At 58.3% G+C, this 17,797-nt stretch carries 15 protein-coding genes and 2 pseudogenes; 5 read left to right on the top strand and 12 right to left on the bottom strand.

What is annotated here, in order from left to right:
• Positions 1–178: 178 nt before the first annotated feature.
• Together ACMVPR_RS14925 and ACMVPR_RS14920 are read left to right on the top strand one after the other, a co-directional pair.
• The gene (locus ACMVPR_RS14925) at positions 179–823 is read left to right on the top strand and encodes an SGNH/GDSL hydrolase family protein (protein ID WP_416883511.1); all 645 of its coding nucleotides are present in this window, start codon (positions 179–181) and stop codon (positions 821–823) included.
• Between the two features lie 9 nt (positions 824–832).
• Complete coding sequence (locus ACMVPR_RS14920; RefSeq protein ID WP_416883510.1) at positions 833–1,930, top strand: ROK family transcriptional regulator; 1,098 nt, start codon at positions 833–835, stop codon at positions 1,928–1,930.
• A gap of 192 nt (positions 1,931–2,122) precedes the next feature.
• Here the strand turns inward: ACMVPR_RS14920 and ACMVPR_RS14915 are convergent, their stop codons facing one another.
• The 5 genes from ACMVPR_RS14915 to ACMVPR_RS14895 all read right to left on the bottom strand — a co-directional run bounded on the left by ACMVPR_RS14915 (position 2,123) and on the right by ACMVPR_RS14895 (position 8,219).
• Positions 2,123–3,682, bottom strand: a complete 1,560-nt coding sequence (locus ACMVPR_RS14915) for an FGGY-family carbohydrate kinase (protein ID WP_416883509.1) — start codon at positions 3,680–3,682, stop codon at positions 2,123–2,125.
• A gap of 9 nt (positions 3,683–3,691) precedes the next feature.
• Positions 3,692–4,660, bottom strand: coding sequence for an ABC transporter permease (locus ACMVPR_RS14910; protein WP_416883508.1), 969 nt, complete (start codon positions 4,658–4,660; stop codon positions 3,692–3,694).
• Position 4,661: 1 nt separating this feature from the next.
• Positions 4,662–5,648: an ABC transporter permease gene (locus tag ACMVPR_RS14905; RefSeq protein WP_416883507.1), complete on the bottom strand. Its 987-nt coding sequence runs from the start codon at positions 5,646–5,648 to the stop codon at positions 4,662–4,664.
• The gene (locus ACMVPR_RS14900) at positions 5,641–7,131 is read right to left on the bottom strand and encodes a sugar ABC transporter ATP-binding protein (RefSeq protein ID WP_416883506.1); all 1,491 of its coding nucleotides are present in this window, start codon (positions 7,129–7,131) and stop codon (positions 5,641–5,643) included. The genes ACMVPR_RS14905 and ACMVPR_RS14900 overlap by 8 nt, the downstream gene beginning before the upstream one ends.
• Positions 7,132–7,238: 107 nt before the next feature.
• Entirely contained in the window at positions 7,239–8,219 is a 981-nt protein-coding gene (locus ACMVPR_RS14895; protein ID WP_416883505.1) for a substrate-binding domain-containing protein, read from the bottom strand.
• A gap of 140 nt (positions 8,220–8,359) precedes the next feature.
• Between ACMVPR_RS14895 and ACMVPR_RS14890 the strand changes: the two genes are divergently transcribed.
• The 3 genes and pseudogenes from ACMVPR_RS14890 (at position 8,360) to ACMVPR_RS14880 (ending at position 10,901) form a co-directional block, all read left to right on the top strand.
• Complete coding sequence (locus ACMVPR_RS14890) at positions 8,360–9,364, top strand: LacI family DNA-binding transcriptional regulator (protein WP_416883504.1); 1,005 nt, start codon at positions 8,360–8,362, stop codon at positions 9,362–9,364.
• A 115-nt stretch (positions 9,365–9,479) separates the two neighbouring features.
• Positions 9,480–9,753, top strand: a pseudogene (locus tag ACMVPR_RS14885) (transposase); the annotation flags it as partial.
• Positions 9,754–10,058: 305 nt separating this feature from the next.
• Entirely contained in the window at positions 10,059–10,901 is an 843-nt protein-coding gene (locus ACMVPR_RS14880) for a class I SAM-dependent methyltransferase (RefSeq protein ID WP_416883503.1), read from the top strand.
• Here the strand turns inward: ACMVPR_RS14880 and ACMVPR_RS14875 are convergent.
• The 7 genes and pseudogenes from ACMVPR_RS14875 to ACMVPR_RS14845 form a co-directional block, all read right to left on the bottom strand.
• Positions 10,898–12,856 (bottom strand): tripartite tricarboxylate transporter permease, encoded by a 1,959-nt coding sequence (locus ACMVPR_RS14875; RefSeq protein WP_416883502.1) that lies wholly within the window; start codon positions 12,854–12,856, stop codon positions 10,898–10,900. The genes ACMVPR_RS14880 and ACMVPR_RS14875 overlap by 4 nt on opposite strands.
• A complete protein-coding gene (locus tag ACMVPR_RS14870) occupies positions 12,856–13,938 on the bottom strand; it encodes a Bug family tripartite tricarboxylate transporter substrate binding protein (protein WP_300582063.1) in 1,083 nt (360 codons plus the stop codon). The genes ACMVPR_RS14875 and ACMVPR_RS14870 overlap by 1 nt, the downstream gene beginning before the upstream one ends.
• A gap of 6 nt (positions 13,939–13,944) precedes the next feature.
• Positions 13,945–15,003: a hypothetical protein gene (locus tag ACMVPR_RS14865; RefSeq protein WP_416883501.1), complete on the bottom strand. Its 1,059-nt coding sequence runs from the start codon at positions 15,001–15,003 to the stop codon at positions 13,945–13,947.
• Positions 15,004–15,211: 208 nt separating this feature from the next.
• Positions 15,212–15,976, bottom strand: a complete 765-nt coding sequence (locus tag ACMVPR_RS14860; RefSeq protein ID WP_416883500.1) for a hypothetical protein — start codon at positions 15,974–15,976, stop codon at positions 15,212–15,214.
• A gap of 6 nt (positions 15,977–15,982) precedes the next feature.
• Positions 15,983–17,017: an acetate--CoA ligase family protein gene (locus ACMVPR_RS14855; RefSeq protein ID WP_416883499.1), complete on the bottom strand. Its 1,035-nt coding sequence runs from the start codon at positions 17,015–17,017 to the stop codon at positions 15,983–15,985.
• Positions 17,018–17,322: 305 nt separating this feature from the next.
• Positions 17,323–17,460 (bottom strand): hypothetical protein, encoded by a 138-nt coding sequence (locus ACMVPR_RS14850; protein WP_416883498.1) that lies wholly within the window; start codon positions 17,458–17,460, stop codon positions 17,323–17,325.
• Between the two features lie 23 nt (positions 17,461–17,483).
• Positions 17,484–17,743, bottom strand: a pseudogene (locus ACMVPR_RS14845) (transposase); the annotation flags it as partial.
• Positions 17,744–17,797: the final 54 nt, after the last annotated feature.

The following is a 17,797-nucleotide window of genomic DNA, read 5'->3' as shown; positions in this document are numbered from 1 at the left end:
TCGGATCGACTCTCCTCACGGCGTCTTTTCAAGCAGCGCACCGCAGGCCTGTCAATACTTATTCAGAATGAATGAATAACTATTGTGGTTGAACTTCACCCCTTCCGCTGACATGTTCACTTTGATGGATTAAGTCGCTCGTTCGTCGACAGAGAGCAAAAAGGCCTTAGAAAACAACATGAAAACAGTGCTTTGCTATGGGGACTCCAACACCCATGGACAGGTTCCGGGCGGTTCCCCCCTTGAACGATTTGGCCCCGGCGAACGGTGGCCGGGGGTCATGCGGGTCGCCCTCGGCAACGATTGGCATGTCATAGAAGAGGGCCTGAGTGGGCGGACGACGGTGCACAAGGACCCCATAGAAGGCGACATCAAGAGCGGCCGCCTGTACCTCTGGCCCTGCCTCATGAGCCACGCGCCAATCGACCTCGTGATCCTGATGCTCGGCACGAACGACCTGAAGGCGCGGTTCGGGCAACCGGCCTCCGAAGTCGCGATGGGGATCGGTTGCCTGATCCACGACATCCGCGAGTTGAAGCCGGGTCCGGGTGGTCAGACACCTGAAATCCTAGTGGTCGCGCCGCCACCCATGCTGGACGATATCGGCGAATGGGAGGGCATCTTTTCCGGCGCACAGCCAAAGAGCCACCAGCTGGCTCACGAATTCGAGGTCATCGCGGATTCATTGGAAGTACATTTTTTCGATGCCGGGTCCGTCATCGCCTCCGACCCCGCGGACGGGTTTCACCTCAGCCGCGAAGCGCATGAAACGCTGGGTAAGGTCATTGCGGAGGAAATTCTCAACATCGGGTGGGCAAACTAGATGCCGGACATGCGCTTTGCGCCACCGAACCCGATCCGGATCGCTGACCGCGCCAGCGGTATGAACGCCGTCAGCGTGCGAAGCTACAACGAACGGCTCGTTCTGTCGCTCTTGCTTCAGAACAAGGGGCTTTCCCGGATGGACATCGGCAATCGCACGGGGCTGTCTGCCCAGACCGTTTCTGTCATTGTCCGCTCTTTGGAGCAGGAAGGGCTCGTCTCGCGCGGCGAAGCCGTGAAAGGCCGGATGGGCCCGCCGACCATTCCATTGTCTCTCAACCCGGAAGGGGCGTACTCCGTAGGCATCAGCCTTGGCCACAAGCATACGGACGTTGTCCTGATCGACTTCGTCGGACAGGTGAAGTTCTACACTTCCCTGCCACTGCCCTCCGACGAAACATCGACGAACCATTCCCGTCTTCTCGAAACGGTGAGACAAGCACTCGAAGCTTTGCCCGACAAGCACGAAGGTCGGCTGGCAGGCATCGGCATCGCAATGCCCGAGGATCAAGAGGAATTGGCGCTTGGCCCTACCGGCATGGCGGAACGGTTTGAGGCCATAAGCAAGGAGATCGAGGACGCCTTGGGCATCGAGGTCTATGTCCAGAACGACATCACCGCCGCTGCCGCTGGGGAAAGTATGTTCGGTGCGGCAAAGTCACTGGACGACTACCTTTACTTCTACATTGGCGCCCGGCTCCACCACCGCTTGGTCTTGAACCATCAAATCTTCCAGAGCCGCCAACCCGCGAGCCAGCCCGTGGGCTTGCTGGATCTCGAAGAGAGATTGATCGGAAATGGAGTAGCGTCAGACCCGCTCTGGCGGCGCGGTGGAGACTGGCCGGATTTCGGTGCGGCCAAGGCCGAATGGGTCGCGACCTGCGTCGAGGTTCTCAATTCGGCTGTCTCTTCTGCCTCGCAATTCCTGCCAGTAGGAACGGTCATCGTCTCGTCTTACGCGCCCACGGCGGTCTGCAGCGAACTGGCCTCTGCCGTTTCGGCAGCGAATTCGGACATTGAAGCCAGACCTGGCGAGTTGGGCCTTTCTCCAAAGGCACTCGGTGCGGCCAGTCTGCCCTTCAGCTCCAAGTTTACCGTCGACGCCTAACTGGACGATATGCATGGGGCACTTCCTTTCCAATAAAAGTGCGCGCTATGAACTGAAACTGCAGTTCGATTGGCGCAGTATCGAGGGTCTCGGGGCCCAGACTGAGCCGTGTCGCGTTTGCGGGAGGCTCCAACTCCTGAGTAGCAACTGTGTTTTGCCCGGTGGCGTCGAGGCAAAACGTTGCGGTTTTGGTTAGAGCGCCTTTGCGACCCATTGAGGCTTGGCGGGCAAAACGGGATAATGGCTTGAAAACACCGCGTAGCGCTCGTCGAGGATCGCAGCGCGGCGACGATGGGGTTTGACAAGGCGACCGGGATTGGAGCCTGCATACGTGCGGAAGGTCCTGTAGGCCGGATCAGAAGCTGCGGCAGCGCAGGCCGCCCCCAACAAAACAGGTTCCGCGCAGGCGGGAAGGTAGACGTCGCACTCCGTCGCATCAGCATAGAGCTGTACCAGAAGTTCTGATTTTGCGTGCCCACCGCTCAGGTCGATGGTGTGGATAGGGACGCCTGCCGTGCGCATCGCCTCAATGATCTGCCGGGTTCCGAAGGCAATACCAAGTGCTGTCGCACCATAAATCTTGGGAAGTAGGGTTGCCGGGTCCTCCAGCGTCAGGCCGTGGATTGCGCCTTTGCGGCCCGGATCTGCAAAAGGCGAACGGTTGCCAAGGAAATCCGGCAGCACGCAGAGGTCGGCAGCATAGTTCCGGTCGGCGTTCAGCCCGTCAAGGAAGGCTTGCCCCAACACGCCGTGCGCGTCGGTTTCGGGCGCGCGGAACAGCGCAAGGATCTGGTCAAGTGCTGCGCCGGTGGCACTTTGCCCGCCTTCCAGCGCGTACCAGCCGTCGAGCACCGCGCCCGCGTACGGCCCCCAGACGCCGGGGACTTCGACCCGGGCCCGCGTCAGCGCGATATGGCAGTTCGAGGTGCCAGCGATCAGGGCAAGGCGGTTCTCGATCCCGCTATCGGCCAGTCCGGAGGTGCCAAGCGCCCCAGCATGGGCATCGATCAGGCCCATGCCGACCTTGCACGAGGGGGTCAGCCCGAGGTCCGCCGCCGCCCGGTCCGTCAGGGTGCCGACGAAGGAGCCAATTGCCGTCGCCTGTGTGGGCAGGCCGGCCCGGGCCAACAAGTCCGCCAGGCCAACGGTTTTTAGGAAGGCGTGGTTCCAACCACCCTCATCCGGGTCATAGGTCCATTTGCAACCAAGCGTGCAGACGGACCGCTCTAGCGTGCTGGTGGACTTGAGGCACAGGAAATCCGCAAGGTCCCCGGCGTAGCCCAGCCGCGCCCAGAGGTCGGGGCGGTTGCGCTTGACCCACATCAGCTTGGGGATTTCCATTTCGACCGAGATCGCGCCGCCGAGGTTGCGCAGCACGGGCGAGCCGGTGGCGTTGCAGCGGCGGGCCTCCTCCTGCGCGCGGTGGTCCATCCACATGATGATGTTCCAGGGTGTCTCGCCTTCGGTCAGGGCCAATGGCCGCTGGTCCTGATCGAGCAGGACAAGCGAACAGGTGGCGCTGTAGGACAGTGCGGCGACCTGCGCGCCGTCTATTCCCGCGTCGGTCACCGCACCTCGCACTGCGATGCAAATCGCTGCCCAGATATCGTCGGAAGACTGTTCGACGTGCTCGGGGGCTGGGCGGTTCTGGGCAATGGGATGTTTGCCCACGCCGATCAGATTGGCGCCCGTGTCGAAGACCCCGCAGCGGGCAGAACCGGAGCCCACGTCGATTCCGAGAAGATAGGTCATGGTCGCCCCTTACCGTTTCGCTTGAAATGGGGTGCGCAGGATCATCACGAGGATGAGGAACCCGCCCCATGCGGCTGTCGCCAGATGCTGGCTCGCCCCCATAAGGTTCATGCCCGAAGCGATGACCTGAAGGCTCATCAGCCCCACCGCCAGCGGTAACACCCGTCCGAAACCGCCGAACGGGTTCGCACCGGCAAGGAAGCATGCGAGAATCGTGATTAGCAGGTAGCTTTCTCCGTGGCCCACGCGGACCGAATTAAAGCGCGCCAGCATGATGATCCCTGCAAGTCCGGCAAGAGCGCCAGACAGTCCATAGACCCAGATCAGCACTCGGTTCACGTTGATGCCGGAATAAAGCGCGGCCCTTGGGTTCGACCCGACCATGTGGATGCGGAACCCCAGCTTGGTGAACTGCATGATGTAAAGGCACGCCGCGACCGCCAACAGGAAGACCAGCATTGGGATCGGCACGCCAAAGATGCTTTCATGGCCCAGCGTTTTGAAGCTGTTGGGCAGGCCCGAGATATCGCCGCCGCGTGTCAGAAGTTCACCAAGGCCGCGCAGGAAGATCATCGCGCCAAGGGTCACGAGGATCGGATGGGCACCGACATAGGCGACCATTGCCCCTGTGGCGAGGCCGATCAGAAGCCCGGTTCCCATCCCGATGATCAGGGCGATCGGCAAGGCGGCGATGCCGGCCTGCATCATGTAGGATTTGACGAAGAATGCCGCTGCCAACGCGCAGATGTTGGCCGTGAAGGTGATGGCGAGGTTCAGTCCGCCGGCGATGATCGGGATGAACATGGCCAAGGTCAGCAGGCCAAGCTCCGGCAATTGGAAGGCCATGGACCGGAAGATGCTGGCCGACAGGAACTGCGGGGCAAGAATGCCGAAGAGAACGATGGAGGCGAAAAGAAAGAGGACCATCGCGGACAGCTCGATCCGGTCGCCGGACCAGTTGATGATACGCGCACGCATCTCAGCCCTCCTTCCGGGGTTTGAGGGTTTCTGGCAGAAGCCGCTCTGCATTGCTGGCCGTGATCGCGATCAGGATCACAGCGCCCACGATCATCTTGAAGGCGAAGGGTGTGATGCCCAGAAGGTTCAGCCCATTCTGGATCAGGGCCAGAAGTACGACCCCCAGCACTGCACCCAAAACCGTGCCGCGCCCGCCGCCCAGAACGGCTCCTCCCAGAACGACCGCAGCAAGAATGTCGAGCTCGCGGCCGTATAGGGCGTTGGGCACCACCTCACGCACGATATGGGCCTGCATCAACCCGGCGATACCCGCGCAAAGCCCAAGCCAGCCATAGGCAAACCCTTGAACCCAAGCGATGTTTATGCCCGAGCGACGGGCAGCATCGGGGTTCGACCCGAAGCCGTAGATCTGCCGCCCAAGTCCGGTTTTCGACAGGATCACCCAAGTCGCCGTGACCATCACGAGCATGACCAGTACCGGCAGGTAGAGCGTGGCCGATCCACGCTCAAGCGGGATGCTCAGGATCGTGACGCGGTCATAAAGCCAGTCGGGAATGTCATAAAGCGACCGGCCCCGCGACAGGTACATCAAGAGGCCGAAGAACAGGTTGAACGTGCCGATGGTGACGATGATCGACACGATACGAAACCGGTGAATGAAGACCGCGTTGACGAGCCCGAGCGCCACGCCCAAGGTTCCGGCAAGGAGCAGGCCGAACGCCCAGTTTCCGCCACCAATCTGCATCAGCAACACGACCGTCACGTATTGCACGACTGACGCCGCGACCGAGAAGGAAATATCGATTCCGCCCGCAATCAGGACGACTACTAGGCCAACGGCGAAGATGATGTTCACCGACTGGTTGTTGAGCAGGTCAAATAGGTTCTGAAGCGACAGGAAGCTGTCGGTCGCGATACTCAGAAATACGCAAAGCGCGACGATCAGGGCGGTCAGAACGCCCTCTGGCGAGGCGATGGCCTTACGCATTGATCAGCCCCTCCAGCACTTCTTCTTCGATTTCATGGGGGCGAAGTTCCTCGCGGATTTTTCCATCGCGCAGGATCAGGATGCGGTCGGCGTGGGTGTGGACCTCGCTCGCCTCGTCCGAGATCAGGATAATCGCCATGCCCTGATCGGCCAGGTCACGGGCAATGCGGAAGATACCTGCCTTGGCGCCCACATCGACACCCACGGTCGGGGCATCCAGGATCAGCACCTTGGGTTTGGTGGCCAGCCACTTGGCCAGAACGATCCGCTGCTGGTTGCCACCAGACAGGGAATTCACCGGCAATTCCGGATTGCTGACCTTGGTCTTGAGTTGGTCGATCCAGTGATCGCAAAGCGCTCTTACTCGGGATGGAGAAAGCCAGAATGACGGCTCCGCCAGATGGTCCAGAACGGTTGCGGCGGTGTTCTTGACGATGGACTGCGTCTGATCAAGGCCAAGGTTCAAGCGGTCCTCCGAAACATAGGCGATCCCGGCGTCAATCGCGTCTTGATTACTGGAAAACAGTGCCTTCTTGCCTTCGAGCAGGATATCCCCGCTGGCAGGACGGGTCATGCCGAAAAGGCTCAGCGCAAGTTCCGTCCGTCCCGAGCCCATCAGCCCGGTGATCCCGAGAATCTCGCCCTTGTGCAGGGTAAATGAGATGTCTTGGTATTCACCGGGCCGGGTGAGGTCGCGCAGTTCCAGGACCTTGTCGGTAAAGGTCTTCTGCGGCCTCTGCTGCTCGTTCAGATCCATGCCGGTCATAAGTTCCGACAGGCGTTTCTGGGTCATGCCCGTGGTGGGGTAGGTACCCACGAGTTCGCCATCCTTCAGAACGGTGACCCGGGCGCAGATGTCCAGCACTTCCGCCAACCTGTGGCTGACAAAGACGATGGAAATGCCTTCGGAGGACAGTTTGCGCACGATGTCCAGAAGCGCCTGCGTTTCCTTGCGGGTCAGCGAGGCGGTCGGTTCATCCATGAAAATGATCCGGGCATCAGCGGCCAGCACCCGGCAGATGGCGACGATCTGGCGCTTGGCAATGCTCAGATCACCAAGGCGGGCATCGGGATCGAGGCGAATGCCGATCCGTGCGATGACCTCTTCGGCCAACTGGCGGGACGCAACCTCATTCCGGCCGCCGAATGGCCGGGCGACATACCGGTCGAAACAGATGTTCTCGGCAACACTCAGATCCGGAAAAAGCGCAAGGTCCTGCCAGATCACATGCACGCCATGACGCTTGGCCTCGTGCGGAAAGACGCGGGTGGAGGCAGGTTCGCCATGAAAGGCAATCTGGGCGCCGGGTTCGGGGACGTTCACGCCGTTGATGACCTTGATCAGCGTGCTCTTGCCGCAGCCGTTTTCACCGGCCAGACAATGCACCTCGCCTTCTTCGAGCTCGAACGACACGTTTTTGAGCGCCGTGAACGATCCGAATTTCTGCGTGACGCCTGTTGCGCGTAGTGCGTGCTTTGCCATGACGACCCTTCGCCAGATGAAAAGGCATCTGGCGCAATTCTAGCGTAGTTTCGAAAAAATTGGGGTACGACCAGACCAGCCAGCCACACCCCAGAAAGGCGTTCGGATCACAGGCCCATATCGGCCAGGCCGTCGATGGTCTCGGTGTTCAACGCCAGCGGCTTGTTGGCGAAGATGTTGTTACCATCAAGCGTGACCGTGCCAAGCAGCGGCAGGTCGTCACCATCGGAAACGGTGCCACCTTCGACCAGCATGTTGCCAAGTTCGACAAACACCTTGCCTGCTTCAAGCGGACTCCAGACGAACCCGCCGGTGATCGCGCCGTCATGCACCAGCTTCTGTCCCTGACCGGCCGAGAACAGACCGACCACGGCAATTTCACCAGACAGACCGCGTTCCTCGACTGCGCGGGCGGCACCGATGGGACCTTGGCTGCCGAAGGCGAGGATGCCTGCGAGGTCCGGATTGGCGCGGATCAGGTCGAGTGTCGTGTTGCGGCTGTCATCGACACTCTCGGCCACGCCGAAACGGTCGGCGACCTGAGTCATGTTGGGGCAATTCTTGGCCAGCCACGCGACTGCGGCATCCGCCCATGCGTTATGCGCCGGAACGGTCAACCCTCCGACATAAACGGCATAGCCTCCTTCACAGCCAGTCGCTTCGGCAAAGAGTTCGGCATGCGCGATGCCCAAATCGTCGGACGAGACCATCTCGAAGTTGTAGTCGTTGTTGATGGTGTCCGGCGATTCATGAGTGATGACCTTGATGCCTTGGGCGCGGGCACGTTCCAACACCGGCTCCAGCACGGTCGCGTCATTGGGGACAACACCGATCACGTCAACGCCGCGGGCGATCAGGTCTTCGATGGCGCGCACCTGCAAGGCCGGGTCATCGCTGGTTGGTCCGACCATGAATGCCTCAACGCCAAGCTGTTCGGCCTGTTGCAGGATGCCCTGCTCCATCGCGTTGAACCACGGAATACCGCCGATCTTCACGACAACGCCGATGGTGGTTTCTGCTGCGGCGGCTCCCGCCGTCAGCAGTGCGGCCGCCGCTGCGCCGCTCAGAATCCTAGAAATGCCTTTCATGGCTTCCTCCCTGGGTATGCCCGTCCTCCCGGGCGATTATGGGTGCACAAATTTTTGCGCAACCGGTTGTGCATGGATTGCACAATCGGTTGCGCATCGTCAAGATGGGCTGAGAGCAAAAATCACCAAGAACGCACCGAATGCCGGATAGCCCAAAGAAAACAACGATCTATGACTTGGCGCAGTTGGCGGGAACGTCGGCCAGCACGGTGAGCGCGGTCATCAATGGCAACTGGAAGAAACGCAGAATCAGCGAGGCGCTCGCGACCCGTGTTCTGGAATTGGCCGAGGAACACGGTTTTGCGCTGAATATGCAAGCCAGGGCATTGAGCCGCGAGAAATCCGGGATCATCGGCATGATCGTCCCGATGTATGACAACCGCTATTTCAGCTCGATCGCGCAGGGGTTCGAAGCCCACGCCCGTGATGCAGGGTATTTCCCGATCGTCACCTGCACGCGGCGCGATCCTGAGCTTGAGGTCGCTGCCGCGCGTGCGATGCTGGGCTACCAGGTGGAACTGTTGGTTTGCACCGGTGCGACGGACCCGGACCGCATCCACGACCTTTGCGCCGCAGCCGGGGTCCCGACATTGAACCTCGACCTGCCGGGCTCCAAGGCGAGTTCGGTCATATCTGAAAATTTCCACGGCGCTCTGGACTTGACCCGGAAACTGCTGATCCAATGCGGGAAAGACATGCCGGAAGCGGTCTTTATCGGTGGTCGGCAATCGGACCACAACACGAGAGAACGTATTCGCGGCTTCAGACAGGCACTCGGCGAGGCCGACATTACCATTCGCGATGGAAACATCCTTCCCTGTGGCTACGCTGCAGAGAAGGCCGGTTCGGCCTATCGCCTTTGGCAGCAGAGCCACCACGGTTCGCCCGACCTGCTCTTCGTCAACTCGACGATTTCGCTGGAGGGCATCCTGCCGGAGATCGAGAAACTCAGAGCCGAGGGGGCAGGGGTTCCTATCCTAGGATGCTTTGACTGGGATCCCTTTGCCGCCCGAACCATCGACAATATTGTGATGGTCAAGCAGGACGTGAAGCGCATGCTGGAGATCCTGTTTGGCCTATTCGTCAAGCAGAGTGACGAGATCGAACAGATCGAAGTTGCCACGATTCTCGAATCTCGCGACTAGGCTGCGACTTCGGAGGAAGTTCCCTTTTACGCGCGCCAGTGAGCGAAGAGGCATGCTGAGGTACCCCTAGATTTGCGGACGCTTGGCCCCTTAACATTTAGGCGAAGAGGCCGACATGGGGACAAGCAATTACAGCGACGAGTTCAAGCGGGACGCGGTGCATCCACGGCTACGCAAGGCATTGCGCAGCAATGTCCCGAGGGGGGATCACGGTGCGCGGGTATCAGGTACGGGAGGTATCCCAGCGTTTGGGCGTCAGCACGCATTCTCTGTGCAAGTGGATGTAACTATTCGAAGAAACTGCGTCCAAAGCGCAAAGCATCGTCCACGGAGTTGAAAACTGTCGGCTCAAGCGCGATCTGACCTCGGCAACCGACGCGCGCGACATCTAAAAAACTGTTCCGGGTCGGAGCCCGCCTGGGCGCGGTAGCAACAGCCGGAGTTATGCTCTTTGCGACGGGCAGTTGCCGATCACTTATTGGTCGACACGACTCCGTTAAAAACGTGTCACATGGGCTGATGCGCACTTGAAGGTGATGAAGCAGCTCGCGACGTGATTTCGGTTGGGAAGATGACGAACTATGGGCATTCATAGACCCGCAAGCCATCGCCACATGGACCAAAGGCCGAACATGCTTTAACAGTCGCACTAGTCAGTCATAGGGGGCTGATAAGGCCAATATGGTGCTGTCGTATGTCGAATACTGAACCTCTTTCCGAACTGGCTTGGTTCGCATTCGAAAACGCGGAAGCCCTTTGCAATACCGACGTGGGATGCAAGGATTATCACCGCTTCTGGAGCATGGTTCGCCTCCTTGATCTTGATGGTCGGCTGCCACGCGGATTGAATTTTTTCGCCGAAAACCTTGCCGAGCTCAAGGACACCAAAGGCTGTGTGAATGTCGTGTTGGCCGGAGCGGCGGATACTGGCCTTGCCGCGCTCATTGCGGCAGCAGCGGCGCAATCCGGGGCGTCGCCTTCGATCCTTCTCGTGGACCGATGCCGGACACCTCTAACACTCAATCGCCGATTTGCGGAAATCTCTGGACTGGACATCCAGACGCGGCACGGAACACTGGACGATATGGCCGCCGACAGCATGGATGCGGTCGTCACCCACAACGTAATGGGCTTCAATTCTGAACCCGACCGGGCCGCGATATTGAAGTCGGCCGCCAGATCGCTGCGGCCCGGAGGGCGACTCCTGTCGATCGAATTCCTGTCGGACGTGAGGCCGCCACGTTCGGCCGATGAAACCTCTGCTCTGCGTGCTGGGCTCGAAAAAAAGTTGTTCGACAAGGGCATGGACAAGGATCTCGTAGCGACGTTGTTAGATGCGGCGCAGGCCTACTGGTCAGCCGATTTGACAAAAGGTCCGTATCCCGAAGCTGTCTTTCGCTCGCATCTGGACGCGGCACACCTCAATCTTGTTTCCTTGAACTACAGCGGGGACACAGGTCGCGCCTCGCCGAGGACGCAGCCGGGGATCAACAAGACACGCAAACACGCTTATATCGTCGCTGAACGGCGGCCCTAGAAAGAAAAATTGCGCTCGAACAGTGTTACAATGAACGGGTCCGGCAGACGAAGTCGGGCAAGGAGTTCGACTGCGAAATAAACAATACCAAAGACAAAGATCGACAGGCCAACAACTGAGCGACGTCGCCACGCCGCCTCTCGCGGCACGAAAACCAGCCAGACAAAGGTCAACAGGGCCATCGCAGCCGGAACGCCGACGAAAAAGGTAGTAAACGGAACAGCTGCCACAAGCGCAAAAGGGATCCCACGCCCGCCTGCAAAAACCTCTCCGGTGAAAGACCAGCGTCGCTGGATGATCGACCCCATGGCGATGCCAGAACATACAAGTGTCGTGGTCCATGCCAAGGTTTGTGCATAGGAGCTGTAACTGCCATCGCCTTGAATGGCTGTATAGGCCAGAAGCAACGCAAACACCGCCAATCCCAAAGCCAGCGCGGCATCGGCGGCTCCTTTCGCTGAAAACCGCGCCTGTTGGCTCGCTTTGCGGCCCCAAAGCATCCAACCAAACGAGATCAAGATAAGGGCACTGATTGTCATGGCCGCGGGTTGATCCCAGAAGGAGACTCTTCCAACTTCGGCAAGGCGCAACGTCAGAGCGAAGTTGATTTCGATGAAGCTGCCTAGAATGAAAGCGATGATGAACGGCACCCTTGGCCAGTCAAGGCGTCGAAGGATATACCCCAACAGACCGAAACCGACCGCGACATAGAGGTCAACCAACAGTCCGTTGAGCTGTAGAATGGTCACAAGGCTCGCAATCAGGGCTGGCAAGGCGATTTTGTCAATCCGGAGCCGGGTCAGTCGCGCGAGCCAAGGCGCAAGTGTCACTCCAACGATGGACGTCAACAGGTTTGACATCAGCAAGGCTAGGATCAGGGTCAGGGACAGAGGCAGGTCGTCAGTCAGCATTGGCGTGCCAGGAACAAGGCCGTGGATCGCGAGGACCGTGACGAGGATAACGCCCCCTTCGCTCCCGGGAAGACCGAAGGCAAGAACAGGCAATAGCGACCCGCCATCCTTGCTGTCCACGGCAGCTTCGGGGGCGATGACCCCTCTGATATCGCCAGTCCCGAAACGTTCCGGATTGTCGGACCATTGCACGGCCTGACCGTAGGCCACGAAACTCGCGACTGTCCCACCGACGCCGGGAATGACGCCGATGAACGTGCCGATCAACGACGAGCGTGCAGTAAGCAACGGACGAGTCAAAACAGCTGCGATCCCTCGCCTGACGGAACCAGCGGACGGATCGGTTCCCTCCGCCGAAATTCTGTAACTCTGCCTCCACCCAATTATCTCGGAGAGTGTAAAGAAACCCAATAGCACCGCAACCGTGCCAAATCCGTCAAAAAGCTGAAGATTTCCGAATGTCCAGCGTGGCAAGCCAGTACCAGGATCGGACCCGATCATGGCGCAAAGCAGACCGAGAAGCGTGACCGCCAAGGCCCGACTCGACGAGGAGTTGGGGATCGCAATGATCGTTGATAACCCCCAGACACCTAACAACAGACGTTCAAGTGGACCGAATTCCAGCAAGAGTGGCTGAACCACGGGTAAGATGGCAAGCAAGACCACCACTCCGAAAAGCGATCCGATGGCCGACGCTGTTGCAGCGCAGGCGATTGCCGTTCTCGCCTCGCCGTTTCTCGCCATCGGGTGACCGTCCAAAAGGACAGCCGCGCTTGATGCGTTTCCCGGTACGTTGAACAGTATTGCGGTGATCGAGCCCATGAAAGTCGCGCCGCCGGTCAGGGCGCCAAACATCAACAGAACAGATACCGGATCCCAGCTGAGCGTGGCGACCAAGACAATAGCTGAAAGACTTGCATTGCCGATCCCTGGAAGAAAGGAGCCAATCATCGCGATCAGTGTTCCGGCGACAGGGATCAGGATGTTTGGAAAACTCAGGACATTGGTCAGACCGATTGCGATTGCCGCCAGATAGTCCTGCATCAATTGGACTCGAACTCTTGGCGCATGCGTGAAACTTCGCCGGCATGTTGTTCAAAAGCATTGCGCATGCGCGAAAACAGTTCCTGCGCAGTCGGAGACAAAACGGGTTCGACGCTCCGCCCTTGCGCTTCAAGATCAGCGACAAACGCCTCTGAAGCAAGAACGGTATCCAAGGCGGCCCGCAAACAGGTGAGGATTTCCGCATCAACACTACTTGCGGTAAATATCGCCCTTCGCGTCGTCCCAAGGGTCAAAACGATTTGAGCCAGAGCCTCTCGCTCTTTTCGTTCGGCATCTGTCCAAGAAGCTGAGCGGGCCTCGAAAATGGAACCGGGCCCAAACATCGGCGGCACGTTTGCAGCCTTTGACGACGGGTAGTCTGACACGACCATGACGAGTTCTAAGTCACCGTTTGCGGCACCGCGCAGCGTTGACGTCAGGGACGCGGTGGTGAGGTCGGTTTCGCCCCGCAGCACTGCCGCGATGGCTTCTCCAGATCCGCCGTATCCGGCCACGACCTCAAACGAAAACCCCAGCGCCTTCGCGGCAATCACCAAGGGTACGAAATTGGAGTCAATGGAAGATGTCGAGAATACCAGTTCCGTCAAGGCAGGTTGCCTCAGGTCCAGCCCTGCTTGCGCGAGCCATGCCTCGGGCTCGGTATAGACGATGCCGAGGATTTCGAACGCGTCACTACCAAACTGTAATAAATCCGTGGCGTCTGTCGTGCTCAAAACTTCTTCGACGCCGTCGGTGTAAAGCAGGATTTCATCCTCTGTTTGCCCGGCGACTTGGCTCATGGCCAACAGCCCACCGCCGCTCGGCACATTGCTAACCGGGATGCGCATCCCGATAACTTCGCCCAGATGTTTTGCGACTGCCCGTCCATAAGTATCATAGCCGCCGCCTGCTTGATTTGGAACGATCATTCCGACCGTTCGATCATCCAAAACCTTCTGGCAAGACGTTGAGTGGAATTGAGCGCTGGCTTGATTTGACAAGCCCATCACCACGAACAGCGAAATCGCCCAACAAAGTAGCGCTAACGAAAACCAAACCGTCAATAATCTTGGCAACAGCATGATCGGTTACTCCACCAACTCTGCCTCAAGTGCCTCCAACTGATCGATTACTTCGGCTTGCGACCGCTGGACTGCGGCATAGATCTCAGCGGTCGGTTCCGAAAGAATGGGATCAATGGGTCGGCCTTGTTCCTCCGAGGTCTTCGCCAGGTCGGCTCCCTGCAGGACGATATCTGTTGCAGATCGGAGGCATTGTTTTTCTGCGTCATCGAGATGCGCACCTGTAAGCACCGCCCTGTGCGTCACGGCAAGCGAGATTGCTGTTTCGGCCATTCTGCGTCGTGCCGCGCGTTCATCATTAGACAATCCCGCCGCGCGGGCCTCAACAAGCCCGCCCGCGCCACCGAAAACAAAGGCCTCGGGCGCATCTGGATGTGCTTTGTCTTGAAGGAGCAAAAGGACCTTCAGATCATTCCCTTCCGATCGCCGCAGCGCCGTAGTGACAGTCAATACTGCAATGTCCGTTTCGTTGCGCAGCACAGCCGCTGTCGTCTCGGATGATCCATCATAACCGGCAACAGCGCGCATATTCAGTCCCAAAGCCCGTCCAACCAGACCTGCCTCAATCAAAGTCGAACTCACGGAATTTGCCCCGACAACAATCTTTTCCAGGGATGGATCAGATAGGTCGATATCAGGTCTACCCAGCCAAACCGACGGCTCGGAGACAAGTATGCCCAACGCAGCAAACGCATCGCTATTGAACCCAAGCGCGTCATCGGTGTCGGCCGTGGTTATGAGGTCGCCAATGTTTTCGATCAAGAGAACAATCTCTTGCTGATCTTGCTGGACCACTTCGGTGTAGGCAAGACGTCCGCCCGCCGCTGGCATATTGGAGACGCGAACGTCTCCACCAAAAATGTCTTCAAGAGCAGAAGCGAACGCGCGTGCGTAGATGTCATACCCTCCACCCGCCTCATTAGGAACGACGATCGTAATGGGCGTTTCCGTGAGGCGGGCAGCACACGCGTCAGACAGAGTTTGAGCAACGGCTCCGAAAGGCGCGCAGGTCACGAAGACCGCGACAACAGGCGTCAATATCTTCCCAAATTTCTTTTTCCGCATAAAGTCTTCCCACCCAATCCAAGATTCCCCAAGAATAGTTTATTTCTTTGCTCTAAGGTAACCGAATTACGAAGGCTTGCCGAAAAACGCTACTCTTCAAAACGTTGGCGATCATTGATCTTCAATGCGGGAATGGCGTGCATGCGGTTGCGCAAACCTGCGCCGAAGCCACCATCCCTGGTAAAAGCCATCACGTCAAAAAGAGACATTAGATCAAGGATATCGCGTTTTTGGTCTTTGCTCGATCAAGACCAAGGACTCTGCTTACGTGGGGGATCAGTCGCGTTTCCTCTGTGCTCAGCCCGGCTTGTTTGATGCTGACTGTCGTCCACATTCTAAGAGGCGTGCCCAATTGGAACAGTTCACCGGGCGACATCATGCATGTCATCTCTTCGACATCCGACCGGACGGCAGCAGCCCATGCGGCTGCATAGCCATCCGAGAAGGCAGCAGTGAGTAGCGCACCGCTGCGAATAAGCCCCTCGCGCATCGAGATCGTTTGGTCCCTCTTCTGCGCCTCAACGACCTTAATGAGCGATGCGCGAACCGACAGATCATCTGCACACAGGACCAGATGTGCCGGCACATGAGGCTGAGGTCCGACAACCCTCGATAACAATTCGTGATATAGTTCAGGCGTGCGGCGCGCCGCGAACTGAGGCTTTCCATTGATTTCACAGATCTTCGCGCCAACCTCGCGCCATGATCGCTTGATATCAGTGGTGATGAGATCGATCCCAGCGATGTCTAGACGGATTGCGCGAGCCGCAGACACCGCAAGGTCCAGATTATCCGCGTGTACGTCTTCGAGCGGCACATCACGGTTGCTTCCGCCGGCATTGATGTTGTCGCGGCGCCTCAAGCGCTGAAACTGCCCCTCGGGTAAAACCGTTTCGACCCCAACGTTTTCCTGTTCTAGGAACTCCAGCGCCTCGGCATCCAAATCAACGGGAACGCGCCCTCTGGTGCGCATCCAACGTCAACTCCATTCCGATTGCTTATGAGCTTCGACAAGTTGCGACACAGTGCTTTTTCCGTCACCGGTCACGCCACCCGGAACGCGCTGTCGCACCGAGATAACCTTGCCGTCAACGACCGTCAGGCGGTGAGTAAAGCCGTTCACTTGCTCTTCGATCAGAACGTTTTCCGTCAGCGCACGTGCCTTGGCATAAGCTTCACGAACCGCCACTTCGTCTGCCAGAAAGGCAGCCACGCCTTCGCCGCGATCCAAGTCTGCAGGTTTGATGACAACAGGATACCCGTACTCTTTGGCAATTTGTGCTGCTTCATCGGCAGATGAAACCTGCTGGTTCCTTGTTCCGGGCAGTCCGGACATGCGCAGAACCTTGGCTGTCATCGCTTTGTCACGGGCCAACATGATACTGATGTTGGCAGACCGGTCAGTAAGAGTACTGTTCATCAGTCGAGACTGTGCACCAGTTCCCAAACACAAGACCTCACCAGGCATTCGGATAAGGTTGAGGTTGAGATCAACAGCACCTTTGACAAGCGCAAACTGGTTCACGCTGCTCGCGACAAAAGGCGTGAGCTTGTCACTTAAAGTGAGCCGTAATGCGTCGATGTCCTCGAATTCTTCTCTGGCGGACAAACGGTTCCAAATCTCCGCGCAATACCCATAGGCAATCCGCGTGGCAGTCAGGCTCCAGAAAGGAAGGGTCAGCTCCACCCGGACACCTCGATCCGCGTTTCCTTCTTCGCGTGCCACGAAATCATCCGAGACAGGGATGTAAACCCAGTTCTGCAAACGCGCCACAGCACGTGCAATGGTCTCTACGACCAGCAGAGGAGACCTCGGGCCGGGAGGCGGTGTGTCCTCATCCCCAACGACTTGTGCGATAACGGCGTTGAACGCCTTCGCGACTCTCTCCACGCCCTTTCCAAGAGGAAAGACCTCTTGTGTCTGCATCGAGGATTGCGGAAGCCCGTAGGCATATCCAGGAATTGCACGCCAGGTCGGAAGTGTGTTCAATGCAGCACTGTCTGTTGAATGCATTATGGAGCTTGCTTTATCTCACAGTGCAGGACCGACGAAGAACAACACAGGCCCATTAAATTTGCAATGGTGTTCATACCCGGACTCAATTCAGTCATTCTGGCTTAGCGTTCACATGTTTTCAGTGCACAACGAGAAAGCAGCACCAAAGCCGTTTAACTGCGGCTGACTGCCGTAATCCGATCATGCACTTCTCTGTCTGCGGACCTCCTCCCTGAAACGTCCTCGATTTGAGATTAGGGTCTGGCAACACGTCTGCGCTACCGGAAGTGTCCCCGCTGGGGGCTAGATTTTCCGCCCTTTGATCACGCAGACGGGCTGGATGCGTCTGGCAATTTCGAGAGTGCTGCCGGCTCGTTGTTCCCCATGGCACCGTGCGGCCTTTCTTCGTTGTCGTCTTTTCGCCAGGTCCCCAGCTTTTTTGCGGTATCTTCGGGGTTCATGAACCTATGAGTGCTCAGGCATTTTGTTCGCCGTGCTTGATGGCCAGACCGGCCATCACCTGCGTAAAGTTGCCCTTGTCTCTCTACCGTTTCCAACTGTTGTACAGCGTTTTGTGTGGCCATAGGCAGTAAGGCCATCGCGCCACCTTAAGCTATTGCGATTCAGGAAGATAATCCCACTCAGACCTCGCTTTTCGTCAACGCGCGGCGTGCCGTGGGGCTTCGGAAAGAAGAACTCTAGACGCGCCATTTGCGCAACTGTCAGCCAGAAGAGATCAGACATGGCGAGCCCTCGCTTTTGATCCGTGAATCACGCTCCAAAGCGGGGACCAATGGT

The sequence above is a fragment of the Marivita sp. genome (genome assembly GCF_048006345.1).
GTDB lineage: Bacteria > Pseudomonadota > Alphaproteobacteria > Rhodobacterales > Rhodobacteraceae > Marivita.
Note: the sequence above shows the minus strand (reverse complement) of the source record. Positions and strands in the feature narration are given on the sequence as shown.